General features: G+C 64.0%; 23 protein-coding genes. 11 read left to right on the top strand and 12 right to left on the bottom strand.

All coding sequences use genetic code 11. From position 1 onward, the window contains the following. The first annotated feature begins 58 nt into the window (after positions 1 to 58). Positions 59 to 697, top strand: coding sequence for a DUF1007 family protein (locus A3AI_RS0125980; RefSeq protein WP_024518396.1), 639 nt, complete (start codon positions 59 to 61; stop codon positions 695 to 697). Further along, positions 694 to 1,827, top strand: a complete 1,134-nt coding sequence (locus tag A3AI_RS0125985; protein WP_036049575.1) for a nickel/cobalt transporter — start codon at positions 694 to 696, stop codon at positions 1,825 to 1,827. Before A3AI_RS0125980 ends, A3AI_RS0125985 begins: the two co-directional genes overlap by 4 nt. Positions 1,828 to 1,984: 157 nt before the next feature. On the opposite strand, the gene hemH is transcribed toward A3AI_RS0125985, so the two are convergent. Next, complete coding sequence (gene hemH / locus A3AI_RS0125990; RefSeq protein ID WP_024518398.1) at positions 1,985 to 3,022, bottom strand: ferrochelatase; 1,038 nt, start codon at positions 3,020 to 3,022, stop codon at positions 1,985 to 1,987. A 91-nt stretch (positions 3,023 to 3,113) separates the two neighbouring features. On the opposite strand from hemH, the gene A3AI_RS0125995 reads away from it, so the two are divergent. Continuing rightward, entirely contained in the window at positions 3,114 to 3,512 is a 399-nt protein-coding gene (locus tag A3AI_RS0125995) for an MAPEG family protein (protein WP_024518399.1), read from the top strand. Between the two features lie 65 nt (positions 3,513 to 3,577). Here the strand turns inward: A3AI_RS0125995 and A3AI_RS0126000 are convergent, their stop codons facing one another. Continuing rightward, the gene (locus A3AI_RS0126000; protein ID WP_024518400.1) at positions 3,578 to 5,668 is read right to left on the bottom strand and encodes a M3 family metallopeptidase; all 2,091 of its coding nucleotides are present in this window, start codon (positions 5,666 to 5,668) and stop codon (positions 3,578 to 3,580) included. Between the two features lie 129 nt (positions 5,669 to 5,797). Here A3AI_RS0126000 and A3AI_RS0126005 point away from each other — a divergent pair, with 129 nt between their 5' ends. The 6 genes from A3AI_RS0126005 (at position 5,798) to A3AI_RS0126030 (ending at position 10,747) form a co-directional block, all read left to right on the top strand. After that, positions 5,798 to 6,058: a hypothetical protein gene (locus A3AI_RS0126005; protein ID WP_024518401.1), complete on the top strand. Its 261-nt coding sequence runs from the start codon at positions 5,798 to 5,800 to the stop codon at positions 6,056 to 6,058. 706 nt (positions 6,059 to 6,764) lie between these two features. Next, a complete protein-coding gene (locus A3AI_RS0126015) occupies positions 6,765 to 7,907 on the top strand; it encodes a type III PLP-dependent enzyme (RefSeq protein ID WP_024518402.1) in 1,143 nt (380 codons plus the stop codon). A 126-nt stretch (positions 7,908 to 8,033) separates the two neighbouring features. Further along, on the top strand, positions 8,034 to 8,636 hold the full coding sequence (locus A3AI_RS0126020; protein WP_024518403.1) for a GNAT family N-acetyltransferase: 603 nt from the start codon (positions 8,034 to 8,036) through the stop codon (positions 8,634 to 8,636). A gap of 10 nt (positions 8,637 to 8,646) precedes the next feature. Next, positions 8,647 to 8,823, top strand: a complete 177-nt coding sequence (locus tag A3AI_RS47930; RefSeq protein WP_156927950.1) for a hypothetical protein — start codon at positions 8,647 to 8,649, stop codon at positions 8,821 to 8,823. A gap of 73 nt (positions 8,824 to 8,896) precedes the next feature. After that, positions 8,897 to 9,286, top strand: coding sequence for a RidA family protein (locus A3AI_RS0126025; RefSeq protein ID WP_024518404.1), 390 nt, complete (start codon positions 8,897 to 8,899; stop codon positions 9,284 to 9,286). Positions 9,287 to 9,316: 30 nt separating this feature from the next. Beyond that, the gene (locus A3AI_RS0126030; RefSeq protein WP_024518405.1) at positions 9,317 to 10,747 is read left to right on the top strand and encodes a homospermidine synthase; all 1,431 of its coding nucleotides are present in this window, start codon (positions 9,317 to 9,319) and stop codon (positions 10,745 to 10,747) included. Between the two features lie 178 nt (positions 10,748 to 10,925). Here the strand turns inward: A3AI_RS0126030 and A3AI_RS0126035 are convergent, their stop codons facing one another. The 9 genes from A3AI_RS0126035 to A3AI_RS0126075 form a co-directional block, all read right to left on the bottom strand. Next, positions 10,926 to 11,666, bottom strand: coding sequence for an acetoacetate decarboxylase (locus A3AI_RS0126035; RefSeq protein ID WP_024518406.1), 741 nt, complete (start codon positions 11,664 to 11,666; stop codon positions 10,926 to 10,928). Between the two features lie 191 nt (positions 11,667 to 11,857). Beyond that, a complete protein-coding gene (locus A3AI_RS48855) occupies positions 11,858 to 12,214 on the bottom strand; it encodes a hypothetical protein (protein WP_024518407.1) in 357 nt (118 codons plus the stop codon). A 71-nt stretch (positions 12,215 to 12,285) separates the two neighbouring features. Beyond that, positions 12,286 to 13,290: a WD40 repeat domain-containing protein gene (locus A3AI_RS0126045; RefSeq protein WP_024518408.1), complete on the bottom strand. Its 1,005-nt coding sequence runs from the start codon at positions 13,288 to 13,290 to the stop codon at positions 12,286 to 12,288. Then, the gene (locus A3AI_RS0126050) at positions 13,287 to 14,339 is read right to left on the bottom strand and encodes a CobW family GTP-binding protein (RefSeq protein WP_024518409.1); all 1,053 of its coding nucleotides are present in this window, start codon (positions 14,337 to 14,339) and stop codon (positions 13,287 to 13,289) included. Before A3AI_RS0126050 ends, A3AI_RS0126045 begins: the two co-directional genes overlap by 4 nt. Positions 14,340 to 14,411: 72 nt before the next feature. Continuing rightward, a complete protein-coding gene (locus A3AI_RS0126055) occupies positions 14,412 to 15,287 on the bottom strand; it encodes a metal ABC transporter substrate-binding protein (RefSeq protein ID WP_024518410.1) in 876 nt (291 codons plus the stop codon). Between the two features lie 8 nt (positions 15,288 to 15,295). Continuing rightward, positions 15,296 to 16,165 (bottom strand): metal ABC transporter permease, encoded by an 870-nt coding sequence (locus A3AI_RS0126060; RefSeq protein WP_024518411.1) that lies wholly within the window; start codon positions 16,163 to 16,165, stop codon positions 15,296 to 15,298. Positions 16,166 to 16,171: 6 nt separating this feature from the next. Beyond that, positions 16,172 to 16,930 carry a metal ABC transporter ATP-binding protein gene (locus A3AI_RS0126065; RefSeq protein ID WP_024518412.1) on the bottom strand — a complete coding sequence of 253 codons (759 nt, stop codon included), beginning with the start codon at positions 16,928 to 16,930 and terminating at the stop codon, positions 16,172 to 16,174. 2 nt (positions 16,931 to 16,932) lie between these two features. Further along, positions 16,933 to 17,142 carry a hypothetical protein gene (locus A3AI_RS0126070; RefSeq protein ID WP_024518413.1) on the bottom strand — a complete coding sequence of 70 codons (210 nt, stop codon included), beginning with the start codon at positions 17,140 to 17,142 and terminating at the stop codon, positions 16,933 to 16,935. A gap of 224 nt (positions 17,143 to 17,366) precedes the next feature. Beyond that, a complete protein-coding gene (locus tag A3AI_RS0126075; protein WP_024518414.1) occupies positions 17,367 to 17,963 on the bottom strand; it encodes a superoxide dismutase in 597 nt (198 codons plus the stop codon). 134 nt (positions 17,964 to 18,097) lie between these two features. Between A3AI_RS0126075 and A3AI_RS0126080 the strand changes: the two genes are divergently transcribed. Together A3AI_RS0126080 and A3AI_RS0126085 are read left to right on the top strand one after the other, a co-directional pair. Beyond that, complete coding sequence (locus tag A3AI_RS0126080) at positions 18,098 to 18,625, top strand: GNAT family N-acetyltransferase (RefSeq protein ID WP_024518415.1); 528 nt, start codon at positions 18,098 to 18,100, stop codon at positions 18,623 to 18,625. 159 nt (positions 18,626 to 18,784) lie between these two features. After that, entirely contained in the window at positions 18,785 to 19,225 is a 441-nt protein-coding gene (locus A3AI_RS0126085; RefSeq protein ID WP_024518416.1) for a DUF2147 domain-containing protein, read from the top strand. Positions 19,226 to 19,268: 43 nt separating this feature from the next. Here the strand turns inward: A3AI_RS0126085 and A3AI_RS0126090 are convergent, their stop codons facing one another. Further along, positions 19,269 to 20,420: a DUF3095 domain-containing protein gene (locus A3AI_RS0126090; protein WP_036049579.1), complete on the bottom strand. Its 1,152-nt coding sequence runs from the start codon at positions 20,418 to 20,420 to the stop codon at positions 19,269 to 19,271. Positions 20,421 to 20,458 lie beyond the last annotated feature (38 nt).

Genomic DNA, 20,458 nt, shown 5'->3' on the forward strand with positions numbered 1-20,458 from the left:
CGAGATCGCAGCTCCCGCCGTTTGCGGGCGCTCATCTTCCTCAATTGGCAGATACACCATGATCAAACGCACCCGTTGCTGTTGCGCGATCCTTCTCCTGTTGTTGTGCGTCAACCGCGCACAGGCGCATCCCCATGTGTGGGTAACCTTCCACAGCGAAGTGCTCTACGCCGCCGACGGCACCATGACGGGTGTCCGTCACGCCTGGACCTTCGATGACATGTTTTCAGCCTATGCGCTTCAGGGCATCTCCCATGCAAAAAAGGGCCAGTACACGCGCGAAGAATTGGCCTCGCTCGCCCTGACCAACGTGGATTCGCTCAAGGAATATGACTACTTCACCTACGCGCGTGCCGACGGCAAGAAGCTGAAGTTTGCGGACCCGGTCGATTATTGGCTCGAATACAAGAACGCCGCCCTCACCCTGCATTTCACCTTGCCATTGAAAGCGGCCACCCCCGCCAAGGCCATGCAGATCGAGATCTACGACCCATCGATCTTCGTGGATTTCGAATTCGCAAAGGACAAGCCGGTTTCCCTGAGCGGCGCGCCGCAATGCCTCGCGAGCTACGATCTGCCCCACCAGCCGACGCCGGCCGAGCAAGCGCGGCTCAGCCAGCTTGACGCCGTGCCGCTGGATCCCTCCAGCACCTACGGGGAAATCTTCGCCAACAAGATTCTGGTGAAGTGCCCATGAGCAGATCGCGTAAAGTCACGTTGACTGCACTAGCGGCGATCCTGATTGCCTGTGCGACAGGTATCGCGTCGGCGTGGAGCGCGCCGTTCGGCGTACCGCACCCTGCAACTGCCACGTCAGCATCCAGCCTAACGGGCTGGATTTTTGCCGAGCAAGCCGCTTTCTACCGTTCGCTGTCGGGCTTCATCCGCGCTAGCAAGCAGGATGGCGCCGCGATGCGGGAATTGTTCGGCATCTCCTTTGTCTACGGCGTCTTTCATGCCGTAGGCCCGGGGCATGGCAAGGCCGTGATCTCGTCCTATCTCGTCGCCAATGAAGAGACCTGGCGCCGCGGCATTGTGCTGTCATTCGTGTCCGCAGCGATCCAATCGGTCGTTGCCATTGTCGTCGTGGCCATTGCTGCCGTCCTGCTTGGCGCGACCGCGAAGGCGATCGGACTGACCGTCCATCTGGTCGAGGTCGCAAGCTATGCTCTCGTCATCCTGATCGGCCTCAGGCTTCTCCATGTCAAAGGCCGCGGCTTCCTGATCACCTGCCGCGAACTGACCGGGCGTCAGGCGGCCGACCTCGTTTTCGCGTCAGCTTCAGTTGCGAAAGGCCTGAATGCCACGACCTTCCGGTTGTCGGAGGGGAGGCCAGCCGCGATGGCCATGCGTGGTGCGCAATGCCAGATTGACGGATGCGCCGCTCACGCGCACGGCTTCCAGTGCCACCACGATCATGAGCACCATGAATCGGCCTGGGGCCACGCCCATGGGCCGGAGCCGGCGGTGCTCGCCGGCCCAGGCGGCTGGCGGCGAGGGCTCGCCGCAGTCGTCGCGGTCGGGTTGCGGCCCTGCTCCGGTGCGATCATCGTCCTCATCTTCGCGCTGGCCCAGGACCTGTTCTGGACCGGTGTCGGGGCGACTTTGATCATGGGACTGGGCACGGCTGCGACGGTAGCGGCAATTGCAACGGTCGCGGTCAGCGCACGCGGGCTCGCAAGTCGCATCGCCCGGACCCGGGCCGGGCTAGGCATGCTCACGATGCGAGCGATCGAGGTCGGCGCCGCAGCGCTTATCGTTGCGTTCGGCACTCTGCTGCTGGCGGGCTACATGGCGAGCGAGCAACTCTGGATGTTCACCGGATAGGTGTGATGCCATCGACCGGCGCGCGCGGCTGCGGCCAAGGATGCACACGATCTGGCTCGGCTCGATGCTCGCCTTGTGCCCGCACCGCTAACGGAGCGGCAGCGGTGGCGCCGAGATAAAACAGCAACGCCCGCGTCGCATGCTCCCGCTCCGCCCCTTAAATCCAGCCCTGCAGCTCGCGCAGCACCAATTGGCGGATGACGTCCATGCCGGGCTCGCTGTCGTTGAGACAGGGGATCGCGGAAAACGCCTCGCCGCCATTGTGCTTGAAGATCTCGGCGTTCTCGCCGGCGATCTCCTCCAGCGTCTCCAGACAATCGGCGGCAAAGCCCGGCATCACCACGGCCAGGCGCTTGACGCCCTCCTTCGCCAGCCGCTCCACCGTCTTGTCGGTGTAAGGCTGCAGCCACTCTTCATTGCCGAAGCGCGACTGAAAGGTCATCAGGAGTTTGTCCGGCGCCAGCCCAAGTTGCTTGCGCAAGGCCTCCGTCGTCGCCGCGCATTGCACGGGATAGGGATCGCCGGCATCGACATAGGACTTCGGCATGCCGTGATAGGAGGCCAGCATCAAGTCCGGCTTGAACGGCAGCGTCGACAGATGCGCGTTGATCGAGACGGCGAGGGCCTCGATATAATCGGGATCGTCGTAATATGGCGGCGTCACCCGCAGCGTCGGCTGCGCGCGCAAGCTCGTCAGCACGCGGAACGCCTCGTCGCAGACGGTGGCGGACGTCGCAGCCGAATATTGCGGATAGAGCGGCACCACCAGCAGGCGGTCGCAGCCTTGCTCAGTGAGCGCCTCGATGCGGCTGCGCATGGACGGATTGCCGTAGCGCATCGCCCAATCGACCACGACATGGCCGTGGTCGGCGATCCCTGCAGCAAGCTTCTCGGCTTGCGCGCGGGTGATCGTCTTCAGCGGAGATTCGTTCTTTGCGGTGTTCCAGATCTTCTGGTAGTCGAGCGCCTTGGTCTTGGGCCGCCTGCGCAGGATGATGCCGTTGAGGATGAACTTCCAGACCAGGCCCTGGTTCTCGATCACGCGCGGATCGGACAGAAACTCCTTCAGATAGACCCGCACACCCGGCGCATCCGCCGTATCCGGCGTGCCGAGATTGACCAGCAGCACGCCGACGCGCGGCACGCCTGGCTCGGCCGCAGGTCTTGCGCTATCGGTTGGGAGCACGGCTGTCATGGCAATTCCACCCCGGATTCGCGCGTTGCACCGTCCTTGTCAAGCCGACGCCCGGTTCGATAGTCTCCGCGCGACCTTAAAGGGATGGCAAATGACGATCGCGGAATTCTGCGTTTTCGGGGCCGTGGCGCTTTATCTGCTGACGATCGTTCCGATCAAATGGCTGGCCTTTCGCGAGTATGACAACGCCAAGCCGCGCGATCCGGCCTTTTACGAGGATGCAATCCGCGCCCGGGCGCTCGGCGCGCACCAGAACGGCATCGAGACGTTCCCGTTCTTTGCGGTTGCCGTGCTGCTTGCTGAATTCCGCGAAGCGCCGCAGAATTTGATCAACGAGCTCGCCATCCTGTTTTTGATCGTGCGGGTCGCCTACGTCCTGACCTATATCGGCAACCGCCCGCGGCTGCGCTCGATCCTCTGGAACGTCGGCTTTGCCATCAACATCGCGATCTTCTTCCTGCCGCTGATCAGGAAGCTGTGGATGGCGTGAGGCGGCTGCATGAGCGCAACCGCGCAGGGTGGGTTGCGCAACAAATCCACCCTGCGGCCGCATCGTCACGCCGCCTTCGCATCATCCAACAGCCCGCGGCGGCGGAGCAGGGCATCGGGCTCGGGCTCGCGGCCACGGAAGGCGATGTAGGCGGCTTCGGGATCGACCGAGCCGCCCGTCGAATAGATGTCGTCGTGCAGGCGCTTGGCGACATCTGGATCGAAGATGTCGCCGGCCTCCTCGAAGGCGCCGAACGCGTCCGCATCCATCACTTCCGACCACATGTAGCTGTAATAGCCGGCCGCATAATAGCCGCCGGAGAAAACATGACCGAACTGCTGCGGCCGGTGCCGCATGGCGATCTCCTCGGGCATGCCGATCTTTTCCAGCTCCTGGCGCTCGAATGCCCGCACATCCCTGATGCCGGCGGCCGGCTGGGTGTGGAATTCGAGATCGACCAGCGCCGAGGAAACGAACTCCACGGTGGCAAAACCCTGGTTGAATTTTCGCGCGGCGAGGAAGCGCTTGAGGAGGTCCTCGGGCAGCGGCTCGCCGGTCTGATAGTGCCGGGCGAACTTCTGCAGCACCTCCGGGCGCTCCTGCCAGTGCTCGTAGAGCTGGGACGGCAGCTCGACAAAGTCGGTGAAGACGCTGGTGCCCGACAACGAGGGATAGACCACGTTCGACAGCATGCCGTGCAGGCCGTGGCCGAACTCGTGGAACAGGGTCCGCGCTTCATCCGGCGAGAGCAGCGAGGGCTGACCTTCGGCGCCCTTGGCGAAATTGCAGACATTGATGATCAAGGGCGCCACCTCGCCGTCCAGCCGCTGCTGGTCGCGCAGCGAGGTCATCCAGGCGCCGGAGCGCTTGGAGGAGCGGGCAAAGTAGTCGCCGTAGAACAGCGCCTTGTGGGCGCCCGAGGCGTCGCGGACCTCCCAGACCCGGACATCAGGATGCCAGACCGGGATATCCTTGCGCTCGGTGAAGGTGATGCCGAACAGGCGGGTGGCGCAGTCGAAGGCCGCTTCGATCATGTTGTCGAGCGGCAGATAGGGCTTGATCGCCGCATCGTCGAAATTGGCTTTGGCCTGCCGCATCTTCTCGGCGTAGTAGCGCCAGTCCCAGGCGGCGAGCTTGAAATTGGTGCCCTCCTCCGCGATCAGCGCCTGCATCTCGTCGCGGTCGGCAAGCGCCCGCGCCCGGGCCGGCTGCCAGACCCGCTCCAGGAGCCCGCGCACCGCCTCTGGCGTCTTGGCCATGGAGTCCTCAAGGCGATAGGCGGCGAAGGTTGGATAGCCGAGCAGCTTGGCGCTGGCCTCGCGCAGCTCCAGGATCTCGCCGATGACGGCGTTGTTGTCATTGTCATTGCCATTGTCGCCGCGGGCGATGAAGGCCTTGTAGACCTTCTCCCGCAGGTCCCGTCGCTCTGAGCTCTGCAGGAACGGCTCCACGGAGGAACGCGACAGGGTGACGATCGCCTTGCCGGCCATGCCGCGCTCGTCGGCCGCGGCCTTGGCAGCGGCGATGAAGGTGTCGGAGAGGCCGGCATGGTCGGTCTCGGCGAGCTCCAGGAACCAGTCCTGCTCGTCGGCAAGCAGATGGTGGCTGAAGGTGGTGCCGAGCTGCGCCAGCCGCTCATTGATCTCGGCCATCCGCTTCTTGTCGTCCTCGCTCAAGCCCGCACCTGAGCGGTGGAAGCGGGTGTAGGTACGGTCGAGCAGCCGCAACTGCTCAGGGGACAACGTCAGGCTCGTGCGGTTGTCGTGCAGGAGCGCGATGCGGCCAAACAGCACACCATTCATCATGATCGGATTCCAGTGCCGGGCCATCCGCAAGGATACGTCCTTGTCGATCTCCAGGATCTCGGGGTTGGAGTTCGCCGACACCAGGTCATAGAACACGGCCGAGACCTTGTTGAGCAGCTTGCCCGAGCGCTCCAGCGCGGTGATGGTGTTGTCGAAGTCGGGCGTCGCCGGATCATGCGTGATGGCGGTGATCTCCGCGACGTGATCGGTGAAGGCCTGCTCGAAGGCCGGGAGGAAGTCCTCCGGCTTGATCTCGTCAAAGGGCGGGGTCTGGTGCGGCGTCTCCCAGGGCCTGAGCAGCGGGTTGGTGTGGGTCTGGGGAAGCACCTTGGTTTGCGCAATCTCTGACATCAGGATCGTCCATTTGCTGCTGAAATGTGAAACCCCAGCTATAGCACGCGATGGACCTTTTTTGGGCCTTTTAGGCTTGATAGTGCAGCACTTTTCGGAGAGATTGCGGCCCTCAAAACAGGACTGACCATGAGCTCGCAACCCTCCTCACCCGCCTCCCGCCAGATAGTCTGGCAGAGCGTCGTCACCGTGATCTCCGCCGCGATCCTGATCGGCGCGGAAGTGTTCGGCGCAGCCTTCGCCGGCGGCTGGGCGCTCGCGATCCTGTTCGATCTCGGCGACACCGGCGCACACATCCTGCAGGCGCTGTTGTTCGTCGTCGGCGTCTTCGTGATGATCGCCTTCATCCGCAACGCCTCGCGCGTCGAGCCCTTCACGCGCCGCGCGTGACTTTGGCGATTGCAAGAAAGCCCTGCAGCACAGGCGCAACTTGCAACGTCGCGGGCGCGCTAGGCACGCCGCATCGTCCGCAAATGCTTAACGTACGTTCATCTTCGAGCGCTCGGTTGTGCGAGATCGCAAGCTCGCGTTAGGCAAATTTGTCCTCAGCCTAAAAAATTTCTTGCGCAGCAGATTCAAAAAGCTTATTTCCACTCTTGCCCAATTTCGCACGTGCCTGTGGTCGTGTGTCAGTCGGTAGGTATCCGGACAAGAGGCCGGACAGCCGCCAAGGGATGGTAGAACCGAGGGGCACTTGAAGTTGTCGGGACGCTCGCGTCGGCGACAGCGGAAAGAGCCCAGCATCTCTCTCAAGGGATGCCGTTGAAGGTCTCACCACTCCTTGCAACCGTGACTGGCAGCCGGAGGCGAACCGGCGCACCCCGCTCTCAACGGGGGACGCGACTTAAAGCAACGACGGAGCGGGCTTTTTTGGTCTCTACCGGCATTCCAACGCCGGCGCGGGCTACTGAAAAGGCTTGTCCTTCATTGCCAGGTGAGCGGGCGGGAAAATTCCCAACCAATCCAACGGCAGCACAAATTCGGTCTGGGGTTTTAGGCCCTGTCGCGCCTCCATCGCGCCGGCAGCGCCGAAGCACCCTCGTCCGAGAACATTTTGAACTGGCTCGCCGTCGCTGGCGGCCGTTTGGAGGGTGCTATGACCGAACGCATCAGGGAATTCCTGCGCGATCGCCGCAACAATGGTCTCGACACCGAGCCCTGCCTCGTCGTCGACCTCGAGGTCGTGCGCGAGAACTATCAGAGCTTCGCCAAGGCGCTGCCGGACAGCCGCGTGTTCTACGCGGTGAAGGCCAATCCTGCGCCCGAAGTGCTGTCGCTGCTCGCCTCCATGGGCTCTTGCTTCGACACCGCGACGGTTGCCGAGATCGAGATGGCGCTGGCCGCCGGAGCGACGCCGGAGCGCGTCTCCTTTGGCAACACCATCAAGAAGGAGCGCGACATCGCGCGCGCCTTTGCGCTGGGCATTCGCCTGTTCGCAGTCGACTGCGCCGCCGAGGTCGAGAAGGTCGCCCGCGCCGCCCCCGGCGCGAAGGTGTTCTGCCGCATTCTCTATGACTGCGCCGGCGCCGAATGGCCGCTGTCGCGCAAGTTCGGCTGCGACCCGGAGATGGCGGTCGAGGTGCTCGACCTCGCCAAGCGTCTGGGCCTGGAGCCATGCGGCATCTCCTTCCATGTCGGCTCGCAGCAGCGCAAGGTGAAGGCGTGGGATCGGGCGCTGGCCATGGCCTCGACCGTATTCCGCGACTGCGCCGAGCGCGGCATCAACCTGACCATGGTCAACATGGGCGGCGGCTTCCCGACCAAGTACCTGAAGGACGTGCCGCCGGTCGTGCAGTACGGCCGCTCGATCTTCCGCGCGCTGCGCAAGCATTTCGGCAACCAGATCCCGGAAACCATCATCGAGCCGGGACGCGGTATGGTCGGCAATGCCGGGATCATCGAGTCCGAGGTCGTCCTGATCTCGCGCAAGAGCGACGAAGACGAGGTGCGCTGGGTGTACCTGGATATCGGCAAGTTCGGCGGTCTCGCCGAGACCATGGACGAGTCGATCCGCTACGCCATCCGCACCCCGCATGACGGCGCGGACATGACGCCGTGCGTGCTTGCGGGTCCCACCTGCGACTCCGCGGATGTGATGTACGAGAAGATGCCGTATCCGCTCCCCGTCACACTCGAGATCGGCGACAAGGTGCTGATCGAGGGGACCGGGGCCTATACGTCGACCTACTCGTCGGTGGCCTTCAACGGCATCCCGCCGCTCAGGACCTACCACATCTGAGCCCTCACTCAGGGACTGACGAACCGGGAGTCGGCCCGCCGGCTCCTCCCCCTCGTATTGGAATTGACTAACGATGCTTCGGTCCCGCGGGTTCGCCCTGCGAGGCCAAGCGGGGACTGACGTGCCATGACCGACTTGCGGAACACTCCGGTTGCCCTCCCCTCGCAAGGCGCTCCGTTCGCGATCCGTGCGGAGCGTGCTTCCGACGTCGCTGCGCGTGAAGCGCTGCTGGATGCCTGCTTTGGCGATAATCGCCATGAACGCACCTGCCAGCGCCTGCGCGACGGACGCGCGCCTGCCGAAGGCCTTGCGCTTTCGGCCGTCCGCAGGGGCCGGCTGATCGGAACCGTGCGGTTGTGGCACGTCAGCGCCGGGGGTGTCCCGGCGCTCATCCTCGGCCCGCTGGCGGTGGAGCAATCCTGCCGCAAGCTCGGGGTCGGGGCCGCGTTGATGGCTCGCGCTCTTGCGGCGGCAATTGAGCGCGGCCATCGCGCGGTCATCCTTCTGGGCGACGCGCCCTACTACGCCCGCTTCGGCTTCTCGACCGCGAAGACCGCCGACCTGATCCTGCCAGGCAGCTTCGAGCGCGAGCGGCTGCTCGGCCTTGAATTGCAGGACGGCGCGCTCGACGGCGCCTGGGGCATGATCGTACCGACCGGCGCGAGCGCGTCGAAGGCGAGGGGCGTTCGCGGGAGGAAATCCGCCCGCCTCGTCCCGCACGCCGCCTGAGATACCGGCCATGCCGTCGTCTTCAGCCCGGCCAGAGCGGCGCCGGAACGACCCGTCATTTGCACGCGGCATCATCACCACCATCCTGATGGTGATGCTGGCTGCGATGATTGTCAGGGACATCCTGACGCGTCGATGGGGTTCCGAGAGGCAGCCCTCCGCCGACGTGACACAGCGTTCGCACTGAGATAGCCAAGTTTTCAGCCGCCGGGCGCAGGCCCGGCATCACACGGGAACCGCGGGGAAAGCGGAGGTATTCGATGTCACGCCGTCTGATCTCAACCGGCTCGCCATTTGAAAAGACGGCGGGCTACAGCCGCGCCGTCGTGGAGGGCGATTTCTGCTTCGTCGCCGGCACCACCGGTTACGACTACGCCACCATGACCATGCCGGCCGATGTCACAAGCCAGTCACGCAACTGCTTCAAGACCATCGAAGGCGCGCTGAAAGAAGGCGGCTTCGCGATGGCCGACATCGTCCGAGCGACCTACTATCTGACCGACGTCAAGGACGCCGATGCGCATTTTGCCGTCTGCGGCGAGGTTCTCGGCGAGATCCGCCCGGCCGCAACCCTCCTCGTCGTCGCTGCGCTTCTCAAACCCGAGATGAAGGTCGAGATCGAAGTCACGGCCAAGCGCCGTTCCACCTGACACCCCCGCCAAGCACATTCCGGAGAAATCATGAGCCCTGCCTCGCAGATCCACGCGAAAATCACCGGCCCCATTGTCATGATCGGCTTCGGCTCGATCGGCAAGGGCACGCTGCCCCTGATCGAGCGCCATTTCGACTTTGACAAGTCGCGCTTTGTTATCGTCGATCCGCACGAGGACGGCGAACTCGCCAAGAAGCACGGCGTGCGCTTCATCAAGCAGGGCGTGACCCGCGACAATTATCGCGAGTTCCTGACGCCGCTGCTCACCGAGGGCGGCGGCCAAGGCTTCTGCGTCAACCTCTCGGTCGACACCTCCTCCGTCGACATCATGACGCTGTGCCGGGAGATCGGCGCGCTCTACATCGACACCGTGGTCGAGCCGTGGGCCGGCTTCTATTTCGACAGGAAGATCGGGCCCGAGAACCGCTCCAACTACGCGCTGCGCGAGACCCTGCTCGCCGCCAAGCGCAAGAACCCGGGCGGCCCGACCGCCGTTTCCACCTGCGGCGCCAACCCGGGCATGGTGTCCTGGTTCGTCAAGCAGGCGCTGCTCGACATCGCGCGCGACACCAACACGCCGGTCGAGGAGCCGAAGACCCGTGAAGGCTGGGGCAAGCTCGCGCAAAAGCTCGGCGTGAAGGGCGTCCATGTCGCCGAGCGCGACACCCAGCGCTCGAAGAACCCGAAGCCGATGGACGTGTTCGTCAACACCTGGTCGGTCGAGGGCTTCGTGTCCGAGGGCATGCAGCCGGCCGAGCTCGGCTGGGGCACCCATGAGACGTGGATGCCGGAGAACGGCCGCACCCACGCTTCCGGATGCGGTGCTGCCATCTATCTCATGCAACCCGGCGCCAACACCCGCGTGCGCTCCTGGTGCCCGACGCCCGGCTCACAATATGGCTTCCTGGTCACCCACAACGAGGCGATCTCGATCGCCGATTATTTCACCGTGCGCAACGGCGAGAAGGTGGTGTACCGGCCGACCTGCCATTATGCCTATCACCCCGCCAACGACGCGGTGCTGTCGCTGCATGAGATTTTCGGGGCCACCGGCAAGATGCAGGAGAAGTGGCACATTCTCGACGAGCACGAGATCGTCGACGGCATCGACGAGCTCGGCGTGCTCGTCTACGGCCATGCCAAGAACGCCTATTGGTATGGCTCGCAGCTCTCGATCGAGGAAACCCGCCGCATCGCGCCCTACCAGAACGCGACTGGACTTCAGGTTTCCTCCGCCGTGCTCGCCGGCATGGTGTGGGCGCTGGAAAACCCGACCGCCGGCATTGTCGAGGCCGACGAGATGGACTTCCACCGCTGCCTCGAGATCCAGCGGCCGTATCTCGGTCCGGTCAAAGGCTACTACACCGACTGGACCCCGCTGACCGACCGCCCCGGCCTGTTCCCGGAGGACATCGACACCAACGACCCCTGGCAGTTCCGGAACGTGCTGGTGAGGTAAAGGCTGCGTGGCAGCTCATTCGATTCGCGGATGTCGCTCCGCACTCACCCGTCATCACCCGCGAAAGCGGGTGATCCAGTATTCCAGAAGCCAGAGTGAAATGCGGTGAGGACGCAGCGTACTGGATGCCCCGGTCAAGCCGGGGCATGACGGCCGATTGTGTTGCGGCGACCCCGCGCTACTTCGCGAGATAATCGAACGCTACCGTTCCAAGCCCGAGTGTCAGGTCTGCCTTGAAATGCAGCGCCGAGACGACCTCGCGCACCGGCAGGCGGGCGACGTCGGCGAGCGCGTGCGGGAACAGGCCGAGCGCGGCAGGACCGGTCCAGGCTTCCTTCAGGGTGATGTCCTCGAGATGATAACGCACGAGTTCGCAGACCCGCGCGCTGCCGTCGACATGGGGAATGATCTTCAAGATGAAATTCGGCACCTTCATCGACTTCAGCACGGTGTCGTGATCGACCGCGCGATGCTTGTAGCCCATGGTGCCGGAGACACAGAGCACAGAGCCATAATGCATGGTGCCGACCAGCACATCGCTCTCGACCTCGATCTTCGGGCGCGCCAGCTTCTTCGGAAATCCCCAGAGCTCGCGCCCGCCCGCGATCGGACCCTCGTCATCGAGATACATCGAGTGGACGTAGACGCCGTCCTCGCCCTTGAAGCGCACCGGGATCACCTGCCCGGTCTCGGTGTAATCACCGAAGCCCGTGGAATCGGGCATGCGGATGAACTCGTAATTGACGACGGGCTTTGTGACCTCCAGCGGCTCCGGCACCACGGCCTGCAGCACCTCCGGATCGGTGCGGTAGCTGATGACGAAATATTCGCGGTTGAAGTAGCGGTAGGGCCCCGGCGGGAACGACGGGTTGGTGAGCGGCATGGAATAGGCGGTGCGCCTGACATCTTCGATCTTCATGAGCTTACCCCTGACGGTCGCGAGGCACCGATTATGGATCGATTGCACGCGACTGGCGAGGTCGTAAAAGCGGCAGGACGGCCGCAATTGTTCGCGAGGTGTCGTGACCGTGTCACAGGCGAAGTGCCAGTGCAGGCCCCGAATGTTCCGCCGTCATCGCCCGCGAAGGTATGAATCCGCAGCGCCGGTCCCTATTTCTCCTTCGCCGACGGATTGATCGGCGGCGCGATCTTCTCGGCCGGCGCGGGTGGTAGCGCAGGCTTGACGCCTTCACTCTGAGCCTTCGGATCCGGCTGCGCGGGCTCCGGGGCGGGCGTGGTGGGGCGCGTGCCGCCGGGCTTCGACTCCGCCGGCTTGTTGCTGGTCTCGGCTGCGGGCGTGCCCTGCAGCGGCGGCGTGCCGGGCGTTGTTCCCTGAGCCTGCGCCATCCGCTGCGGGTCATGCGCAATCAGTGTGGCGAGCGAAATGCCCGCCACCAGCGTACCGGCTGCAATCAGTATCGCGGCCAGTCCCCAATCACGTCCGATTTTCCGCTCGTCTATTGGCATCGCTCTCAACCTGCAAAACTGTCGAGCGAAGCCAACGAATGGTGCCGGCCAATGTTCCGGGCCTGCCGCCCCTACAGTTCCAGCAGGCCGGCGTTGCCCTCTTCATCAGCAAAGGCGAGCCACGTCCCCTTGGCGTTCCAGGCGAGCGCCGAGACCGCCGGCGTGCCGTTGCGGCGAACCAGAATCTCCGCGCCATCCTCCAGCCGCACCATCAGGATGGTGCCGTCGCTATAGCCGGCCGCGAGCACACCCTGCCTGGGATGGCAGGCAACCGCGGCGACGCGCGCCTGCATGGGCGCGAGCATCGCAGGCTCCTTGCCCATCGGGCCGTCCTTGCTGGCAAACGGCCACATGATCACGGTATCGGCCCCCGAGGTCGCCAGGAACTTGCCGTCGGCACTCCACGACATCGATTTGACCCGGCCGGGGTAGCCAGTCATGCGCATATGGCGGCTGTCAGCGAGGCGCCAGCCGTGCAGCGCCGCCTCGTGCATCGCGGTGACCAGGAACTTGTTGTCGGGGCTGAACATCACCCCAAGATGCGAGCCCGCCCAGGGCAGGAATTCCGCTGTCGCCGCCATGTTGGGAAACCACAGCGTCGCACCGTTGTAATGGGCGATGGCGAGCCGCAGCCCCTTCGGCGCAAAGGCGAGCCCGCCGACGGTCGAGGGCACTTCGAGCGATTTCTCCTCGCCCTTTGGCGCCTTCACATAGGCGATCTTGCCGGCCGACCAGGCGATGGTGCCATCGCTGTGCGCGGCCACATTATCGATCCAGCGCCGCTTCGCATCAGTCGCGAGCACCGCGACCTCGCCCTTGGCGTCAAGCGCGACCACCTTGCCGTCATCGCCGCCCATGACGATACGCTGGCCGTCGGAGACCGCGCAAAGGATGCCGCCGCCATGGACCTCGACATTGGTGATCTCGCCCTCCGTGGTCACCAACGCGACCTTCTCCTCGCCGCACACGAAGGCTGCGCGGTCTTTCAGGAAATAGGCCGAGGTCACGGGCGCGCCGATTTCGACCGGGCGTACCCGGTCGGTGACGGACGCAATGGAGGACTGCTCCGCGCTCATTTGGAGACGATGCAGGCTTCAAAGCCGGCGCGAATTTTCTCTTCCGGCAATTCGCGGCCGATGAAGACCACGCGGCTTTCCCGCTTCTCGCCGTCCTTCCATTTCCGCTGATGGTCGCCTTCCAGCATCATGTGCACGCCCTGGAAGACGTAGCGGTCGTCATCGCCGGCGAAGGCCAGGATGCCCTTCGAGCGCAGGATCTTCTGGCCTTCGGCCTGCACCAGGTTCTGCAGCCAGGGCATGAACAGCATGGGATCGAGCGGCTTGTCGCTGCGCAGCGACAGCGACTGCATCTCCTCGTCATGATAATGCTTCAGGCCATGACCGTGGTCGTGATGATGATGGTGATCATGGTCATGATGGTGGTGATGATCGTGATCATGCTCGTCACCGGGCTCGAGGAAATCCGGCTCGATGTCGAGGATGCGGTCGAGATCGAAAGCGCCGCGCTCCAGCACATCCGACAGCGCCACCTTGCAGCGCTCGGTGTGATGCAGCTTGGCATAAGGGTTGATGCCGCGGATGCGCGCCTCGACCTCGGACAGTTCGCCCTTGGAAACGAGATCGGTCTTGTTGAGGACGATGACGTCGGCAAAGGCGATCTGGTTCTTGGCTTCCGGCGCGTCCTTCAGGCGGTCGGACAGCCATTTGGCGTCGGCTACGGTGACGACGGCGTCCAACCGCGCGTTCTTCTGCACGTCTTCGTCGACAAAGAAGGTCTGCGCCACCGGCGCCGGATCGGCGAGCCCCGTGGTCTCGACGATGATGGCGTCGAACTTGCCCTTGCGCTTCATCAACCCTTCCATGATGCGCACGAGGTCGCCGCGCACGGTGCAGCAGATGCAGCCATTGTTCATCTCGAACACTTCCTCATCGGCGCCGATGATGAGGTCGTTGTCGATGCCGATCTCGCCGAATTCGTTGACGATGACGGCGTATTTCTTGCCGTGGTTCTCCGACAGGATGCGGTTGAGCAGCGTGGTCTTGCCGGCGCCGAGATAGCCGGTCAGCACGGTCACGGGTATTTTTTCCGACGTCGTTTCAGCCATAACTTCGAAAACCTCTAGGCTTGCAAAAACGGGGTGTTACGCTGCGGCCGGCGGCAGGGAGGCCCCTGCCCCTCAGCGGCCAAGCGCGCTGGTCAGGGCCTTTATATTGTGCCTGACCAGGGCAATGTAAGTGGCGACTGGGCCCTTTTCGTCGGTCAGACTGTCCGAATAGAGGGTCCCGCCGACCTTCACCCCGGTCTCCTCGGCGATCCGGCGCATCAGACGGTCGTCCGTGATATTCTCGAGGAAGACGGCGGGGATCTTGTCCTTTTTGACCTGCGCAATGATGGCAGCAACGTCGCGGGCGCTCGGCTCGGTTTCGGTGGAGACGCCGAGCGGCGCGATGAAGGCGATGCCGTAGGCTTTCGCAAAATAGCCGAACGCCCTATGAGAAGAGATCACCTTGCGCCGCTCGGCCGGGATCTGGTCGACGCCATTGCGTACCTCGCGGTCGAGTGCATCGAGTTCGGCCAGGTAGCGCGCCGCATTCTGCCGGAAATAGTCGGCATCCCCCACGTCCGCCTGCGCCAAGGCATCGCGGATGTTCTTGACATAAATCTGCGCATTCCCAACCGACTGCCAGGCATGCGGGTCGGCCTGCGAGCCGAGTTTGAGCGGGCTGACACCTTCGCTCGCGGTAACGACCACCGCCTTGCTGCCGGAGGACTGCAGCAGCCGCGGCAGCCAACCGTCGAGGCCAAGACCGTTGATCACCACGAGCTGCGCGTCCGCGATGGTCTTCGCGTCCTGTGGCGCCGGCGTATAGACATGAACGTCGCCGTTGGGCCCGACCAGCGACGTCACTTTGACGCGCTCACCTCCGACATTTTTCACGAAATCGGCGATGATGGAAAAGCTCGCCACTACGTTGAGCCTCCCCTCCGCATGCAGCGGCGTTGCACCGAACATGATCGCCACGACCAGCAGAAGAGCACGCGAGCCTCGCATCCAGCGCCTCATGCCTCAAGATGGCGCGCGGGAAAGAGCTGCCGCACCAGCCCGCCGACACTGCCGAACAACACGGAGGCCATATAGAGGCCCGCCGCCACCAGGATGATCGCCGGTCCCGACGGCAGGCGGGTCTGGAACGACAGCACCAGACCCGCATAGCCCGACATCAGCGCACTCAGAACCGCGACGCAGATCAGGCCGGTGATGTCACGGGACCAGAACCGCGCAATGCCGGCCGGCAGGATCATCAGGCCGACCGCAAGCAGCGTGCCGAGCGCCTGGAAGCCGTTGACGAGGTTGATGACGACCAGTGCCAGAAAGATCAGATGCGCCGGTGCACCGGCCCGGCTCACCGTGCGCAAGAACAAGGGGTCGACGCTCTCGATCACCAGCGGGCGGTAGATCACGGCAAGCACAATCAGCGTGATGGTCGCATTGACCGCGATCACCAGCAGCGTCTGGTCGTCCATGGCGAGGATGTTGCCGAACAAAACGTGCAGCAAATCGATGTTGGAGCCCCTTAGCGAGACGATGCTGACGCCCAGCGCGAGCGAGGCGAGATAGAAGGTCGCAAGCGAGGCGTCCTCCTTCAGCCCGGTGGAGCGCGAGACGAGGCCGGCGAGGATTGCAACCGTAAAGCCCGCGATCAGGCCACCCGTGGTCATCGCGAACAGGTTGAGGCCGGACAGCAGGAAGCCGATCGCAGCCCCCGGCAGGATCGCATGCGCCATGGCATCGCCGACGAGGCTCATCCGCCGCAGCATCAGGAACACGCCGATCGGCGCACCGGCCAGCGACAGCGCGATGATGGCTGCGAGCGCCCGGCGCATGAACTCGAACTCGAGGAAAGGCGCGACCAGCGCATCGTAGATCAACACGGGTCAGGCCGCCTGCGATGGTCGGACCGTGTCGGCGCAAGCCGCCGCACGGTCGTCGAAGGCCTCGCACATCCGCCGCGCCTCGGCGAGATTTTCACTTGTCAATACGTCGGCAGTTGTGTCCCAGGCTACCGGCTCCCGTGCCAGGAGGAGCGTTTCCGGGAAATTGGCGCGGACGAGATCCATGTCATGAAGCGCGGCGATCACCGTGCGTCCCTCGCCATGCCAGCGTTTGCAGAGCGCGAGCAAGTCGTCGATGGTCCGGGCGTCGATGGCGTTGAACGGCTCGTCCAGCACGATCAACGGCGCATCCTGCAGTAACACGCGGGCAAACAGCATGCGCTGCATCTGCCCGCCGGAGAGCGTGCCGATGCCGCGGTTCTCAAAGCCGGTGAGGCCGACGGAGCCGAGCGCTTGCGCAATCTTGTCGCGCGAGCCCTTACCGATGCCTCCGAAAATCCCCGTGGTGCGCCACAGCCCGGTGCCGACCAAATCGAACACCGAAATCGGAAAGCTGCGGTCGATCTCCGCGGTCTGCGGCAAATAGGCAATGTCGCGTGCGTTGAGGCCCGTGAACGCAATCGTGCCCGACAGCAGCTTGATGATACCGACCAGCCCGCGAAACAGCGTCGACTTGCCGGCGCCATTGGGGCCGACCACCGCAAGCAGCGCGCCAGGCGCCACCTCGCCGGACAGATGATGCACCGCCGGGTGGCGGTCATAACCGAGCGTGACGTCGCGGAATGTGAGCTGCGCCGGCATCCTCACCTCATCGCGACCCAGACCACAGCCCACAGCGCCGCAATGACGACGAAAGCCGCCGCAAGGCGGGAGAGCGCCGCCATGCGCAGGATCGACCAGGGCGCAGCTTGCGCCGGATGCGGCGAAGACGGCCCGTGGGCATGATGATGGTGCACATGTCCGTGATCGTGCACGTGGACATGGCTGTGGCCGTGGGAGGCAGGAGAAACCATCCCAACACGTTATATTATAACATTACAGATGTCCATCGCCGCAGTCGTCCCACGGCAGCGCTTGGGGTGCGCGCCGATCACTCTTGCGAGGGAAGCGAGGTGGTCTTCGCCATTCGCGGGCGACGCGACAGCGTCGAGCTGCGATGTGCGATTGCACATCGGAGCATCTCAAGGTTCCGGGTCCGGCGCGGACGCACCAGGCCCGGAAATGACGTCACGAATGATCAGGCCTTCTCGAACATCTGCTCGACGTGTTCCCAGTTCACGAGGTGATCCAGGAAGGCCTTCAGATAGTCCGGACGGCGGTTGCGATAGTCGATGTAATAGGAGTGCTCCCACACGTCGCAGCCCAGGATCGGGGTCGCGCCGTGCACCAGCGGGTTCTCGCCGTTCGGGGTCTTGGAAATGGCGAGCTTGCCATTCTTGACCTCGAGCCAGCACCAGCCGGAGCCGAACTGGCCGACGCCCGCGGCGGCGAAATCGGTCTTGAACTTCTCGAAGCCGCCGAGGTCCTCGTTGATCTTCTTTTCCAGCTTTCCGGGCAGTTTGCTGCCGCCACCATTCGGCTTCATCCATTGCCAGAAATGGATGTGGTTGTAGTGCTGGCCAGCATTGTTGAAGACGGCAGGATTCTTGCCGAACGAGCCCTTCACGATCTCCTCAAGGGACTTGCCTTCGAATTCGGTCCCCTTGATCGCGTTGTTTCCGTTGGTGACATAGGCCTGATGATGCTTGTCGTGGTGAAACTCCAGCGTTTCCTTCGACATATGGGGCCCGAGGGCGTCATAGGCATAAGGAAGAGGGGGAAGCGTAAAGGTCATGGGTGATGTCCAAGAGTGGTGGGGGACTGGTTTAACGGGACTTCTTATAGAAGGTTCCAATGGGGTAAAACACCGGGAAATTGGAAAACCTTGGCCTTGCAGAGCTGGCCAGACCTGACGAGCTTGCGCACGAGATGAGCATTGAAATCGATATTTTGAACGGCGACGCCGCATGGAGCGAGGTCGAGCCGCTCTACCAGGCGATCTGGCCGCCGGAGGTTGTCGCAAAATTGCCGTGGGCAGACATCGTATCAGCCCATGCGGATATGCGTGTGCTGCTGCGCGACGATATGGACGATGTGGTGTGCCATGTCGGCATCTACAGGCGCGAGGCAAAGTGGAATGGGCGCAAAGTGAACATCGGCGGCATCGGCGGGGTGCTGACACGCGAAGACAGCAGGCGCCGCGGTTACGCGACGATCGCGCTCGACGCCGCGGTCCGGACCTTGAAGGATGAAGGCTCAGTCGATCTCGGGCTCCTGTTCTGCGAACCGCGTCATGCCCCGTTCTATATCGCGCGCGGCTGGACGCCGTTCGAGGGCGACATCTATGCCGAGCAGCCCGGCGGCCGGATACGATTCACCGCAACCCTGCCGCATGTTTTCGACCTCCGCCGCAAGCTTCATCGAGGGACGATTGATCTCTGCGGGCTGCCCTGGTGAGGTGAGAACAGCGCGCATGCCTGATCTGCTGGGGCGAATGAGCGCAGCCGCGAAAAGCTTGAAAATACGGTGGTGGCATGTCCTGCCGTGAAAGTTCGCGGCGTTGCACAAATCCGATTTGCTGCTATTGAGACCTTCCTTTTTGGAGGGCGATTCGTCATGGCTCGCAGACCAGCTGTCATCGGCGTGCTGTTCGCGGCAGTGTTCGCCGCAGGCTCCGCCCGCGCGCAGGAGGCGCTCGAGCCAACCGGTGTCTGGCTGACCCAAGCCGGCGATGCCAAGGTGCGCGTCAGCAAGTGCAGCGGCGGCATCTGCGGCGTGATCGTCTGGCTGCGCGAGCCGACCGATTCCGGGACAGGCAGGCCCGCGACCGACAACAAGAATCCGAATCCTGCGCTCGCCACCCGGCCGATGATCGGACTGCCGCTGTTCTCCGGCATGCAGCCGTCCGGCCCCAGTCGCTGGTCGGGCCAGATCTACAATGCCGATGACGGCAACATGTATGCCAGCCACATCTCGTTGGTGGACGCGGCCTCGCTCAAGGTCGAAGGCTGCGTCGGTGCCATTTGCGGCGGCGAGACCTGGACCCGCGCGCGCTAGCGCTTCGGTTCTGATTGAATCAGAACAGAAGCGCCAGGCCGACCTACACCGCCATCGCCTTCAACGCGGTCGCAGCCGAGGCATAACCGCCCCGTGCGCCGTCGATGAAATGCACGTGATCGCTGCGCGTCGCCTGCCGCGTGAAGCAGGTCATCATCGCGGCATCCTGCCGGTGCAGGCCGTAGCGCACGATGCCCTTCGCGGCCGCGGCCTCGAGGCGCTGCTGCAGGGCGCCCTCCAGCTCGGCCGAGCAATCCAGGATCATGCGCAGGCCGTCGTCATATTTGCGGAAGTCGGAATTCTCCACCACCTGCTGCACGTAGACTTCAGGCACGAAGCCGCCGAGCCTGATGCCGAAGCGCATGATGAGATAGGCAAACAGCGTATAGCCGAGCACCGCAGCGCGGCGCCAGGCGAGCGATCCGCCACGCCAGGCCCGCGCCTCATACTCGACCCCGGCCGGCGGCCAGCGCAGCGGTGGACCGCCCGTTGGCACCGGCCGCGCAGCGTCGGGGCTGCGTTCGACAAGGCCGATGATGTCCTCAATCAGTTTGCGGAAGGCGGCCGGATCGGCGCCGCGGGTGGGCAGCACCAGCACCGAGAGGATGAGACCGCGCGCCGACGGGATTTCCTCAAAGCGGCACGACAGGCCGGTCAGGTCCGGCTGCGAGCCAGGTGGCGCCGGCGCCACCACAAACTCGCCGCGCTTCATTGCGGCGTCCGCAAAGGCAAGCCCGCCGCCGGAGAACATCGCATAGGAGAGGTTGGCTGATGGCCCGAAGCGGGCGACCCGCACGTCCAGCCCATGGCTGCGGATCGCCGCAGCCGGCACCAGCGCCACCCGCATCTCGAGGTCCAGGTCCTCCCTGACCCAGGTCGCCGTCGCCGCCAGCGCCTCGCGTGCCGCCGCAAGGTCGGCAGGCGCAACCGCAAAGCTCGCACCGTCGCCCCCGAACACAAAGGGAAACTCGCGGCCGGAAAGCGCATTCGTCACCGACGCGATCACCGCCGCGCCGGCCATGTTCACCGCCTTGTAGCGCCTCTCCGCAATCGCCCTGGTCGAGTTGACAATATCGGCGACGCCGACGGTCCAGTCGTCAGGCAGCGGCGAATAGAGGGAGGGCTCCATCAGCCGCGCAAAGCCGCGGAACACCGCGATGCCACCGTAAAAATTGTCGCTGCCGGAGGAGATCATGAGACGAGCCCAAATGCCGATGCCGGACCTTTTACCAG

Origin of the sequence: Bradyrhizobium sp. Tv2a-2, assembly GCF_000472425.1 — a bacterium.
Taxonomy (GTDB): Bacteria; Pseudomonadota; Alphaproteobacteria; order Rhizobiales; family Xanthobacteraceae; genus Bradyrhizobium.

Bases quoted from the DNA above. Each gene is read 5' to 3' on its own strand.
- A3AI_RS0126090 (WP_036049579.1), bottom strand. From the start codon at position 20,420: ATGATCTCCTCCGGCAGCGACAATTTTTACGGTGGCATCGCGGTGTTC.
- A3AI_RS0126005 (WP_024518401.1), top strand. From the start codon at position 5,798: ATGAGCTCGCAACCCTCCTCACCCGCCTCCCGCCAGATAGTCTGGCAG.
- A3AI_RS0126035 (WP_024518406.1), bottom strand. From the start codon at position 11,666: ATGAAGATCGAAGATGTCAGGCGCACCGCCTATTCCATGCCGCTCACC.
- A3AI_RS0126070 (WP_024518413.1), bottom strand. From the start codon at position 17,142: ATGGTTTCTCCTGCCTCCCACGGCCACAGCCATGTCCACGTGCACGAT.
- hemH (WP_024518398.1), bottom strand. From the start codon at position 3,022: ATGACAGCCGTGCTCCCAACCGATAGCGCAAGACCTGCGGCCGAGCCA.
- A3AI_RS0126045 (WP_024518408.1), bottom strand. From the start codon at position 13,290: ATGAGCGCGGAGCAGTCCTCCATTGCGTCCGTCACCGACCGGGTACGC.
- A3AI_RS0126025 (WP_024518404.1), top strand. From the start codon at position 8,897: ATGTCACGCCGTCTGATCTCAACCGGCTCGCCATTTGAAAAGACGGCG.
- A3AI_RS0125985 (WP_036049575.1), top strand. From the start codon at position 694: ATGAGCAGATCGCGTAAAGTCACGTTGACTGCACTAGCGGCGATCCTG.
- A3AI_RS0126050 (WP_024518409.1), bottom strand. From the start codon at position 14,339: ATGGCTGAAACGACGTCGGAAAAAATACCCGTGACCGTGCTGACCGGC.
- A3AI_RS0126030 (WP_024518405.1), top strand. From the start codon at position 9,317: ATGAGCCCTGCCTCGCAGATCCACGCGAAAATCACCGGCCCCATTGTC.
- A3AI_RS0126000 (WP_024518400.1), bottom strand. From the start codon at position 5,668: ATGTCAGAGATTGCGCAAACCAAGGTGCTTCCCCAGACCCACACCAAC.
- A3AI_RS0126075 (WP_024518414.1), bottom strand. From the start codon at position 17,963: ATGACCTTTACGCTTCCCCCTCTTCCTTATGCCTATGACGCCCTCGGG.
- A3AI_RS0126085 (WP_024518416.1), top strand. From the start codon at position 18,785: ATGGCTCGCAGACCAGCTGTCATCGGCGTGCTGTTCGCGGCAGTGTTC.
- A3AI_RS47930 (WP_156927950.1), top strand. From the start codon at position 8,647: ATGCCGTCGTCTTCAGCCCGGCCAGAGCGGCGCCGGAACGACCCGTCA.
- A3AI_RS0126055 (WP_024518410.1), bottom strand. From the start codon at position 15,287: ATGCGAGGCTCGCGTGCTCTTCTGCTGGTCGTGGCGATCATGTTCGGT.
- A3AI_RS0125980 (WP_024518396.1), top strand. From the start codon at position 59: ATGATCAAACGCACCCGTTGCTGTTGCGCGATCCTTCTCCTGTTGTTG.
- A3AI_RS0126020 (WP_024518403.1), top strand. From the start codon at position 8,034: ATGACCGACTTGCGGAACACTCCGGTTGCCCTCCCCTCGCAAGGCGCT.
- A3AI_RS48855 (WP_024518407.1), bottom strand. From the start codon at position 12,214: ATGCCAATAGACGAGCGGAAAATCGGACGTGATTGGGGACTGGCCGCG.
- A3AI_RS0126015 (WP_024518402.1), top strand. From the start codon at position 6,765: ATGACCGAACGCATCAGGGAATTCCTGCGCGATCGCCGCAACAATGGT.
- A3AI_RS0126065 (WP_024518412.1), bottom strand. From the start codon at position 16,930: ATGCCGGCGCAGCTCACATTCCGCGACGTCACGCTCGGTTATGACCGC.
- A3AI_RS0126080 (WP_024518415.1), top strand. From the start codon at position 18,098: ATGAGCATTGAAATCGATATTTTGAACGGCGACGCCGCATGGAGCGAG.
- A3AI_RS0125995 (WP_024518399.1), top strand. From the start codon at position 3,114: ATGACGATCGCGGAATTCTGCGTTTTCGGGGCCGTGGCGCTTTATCTG.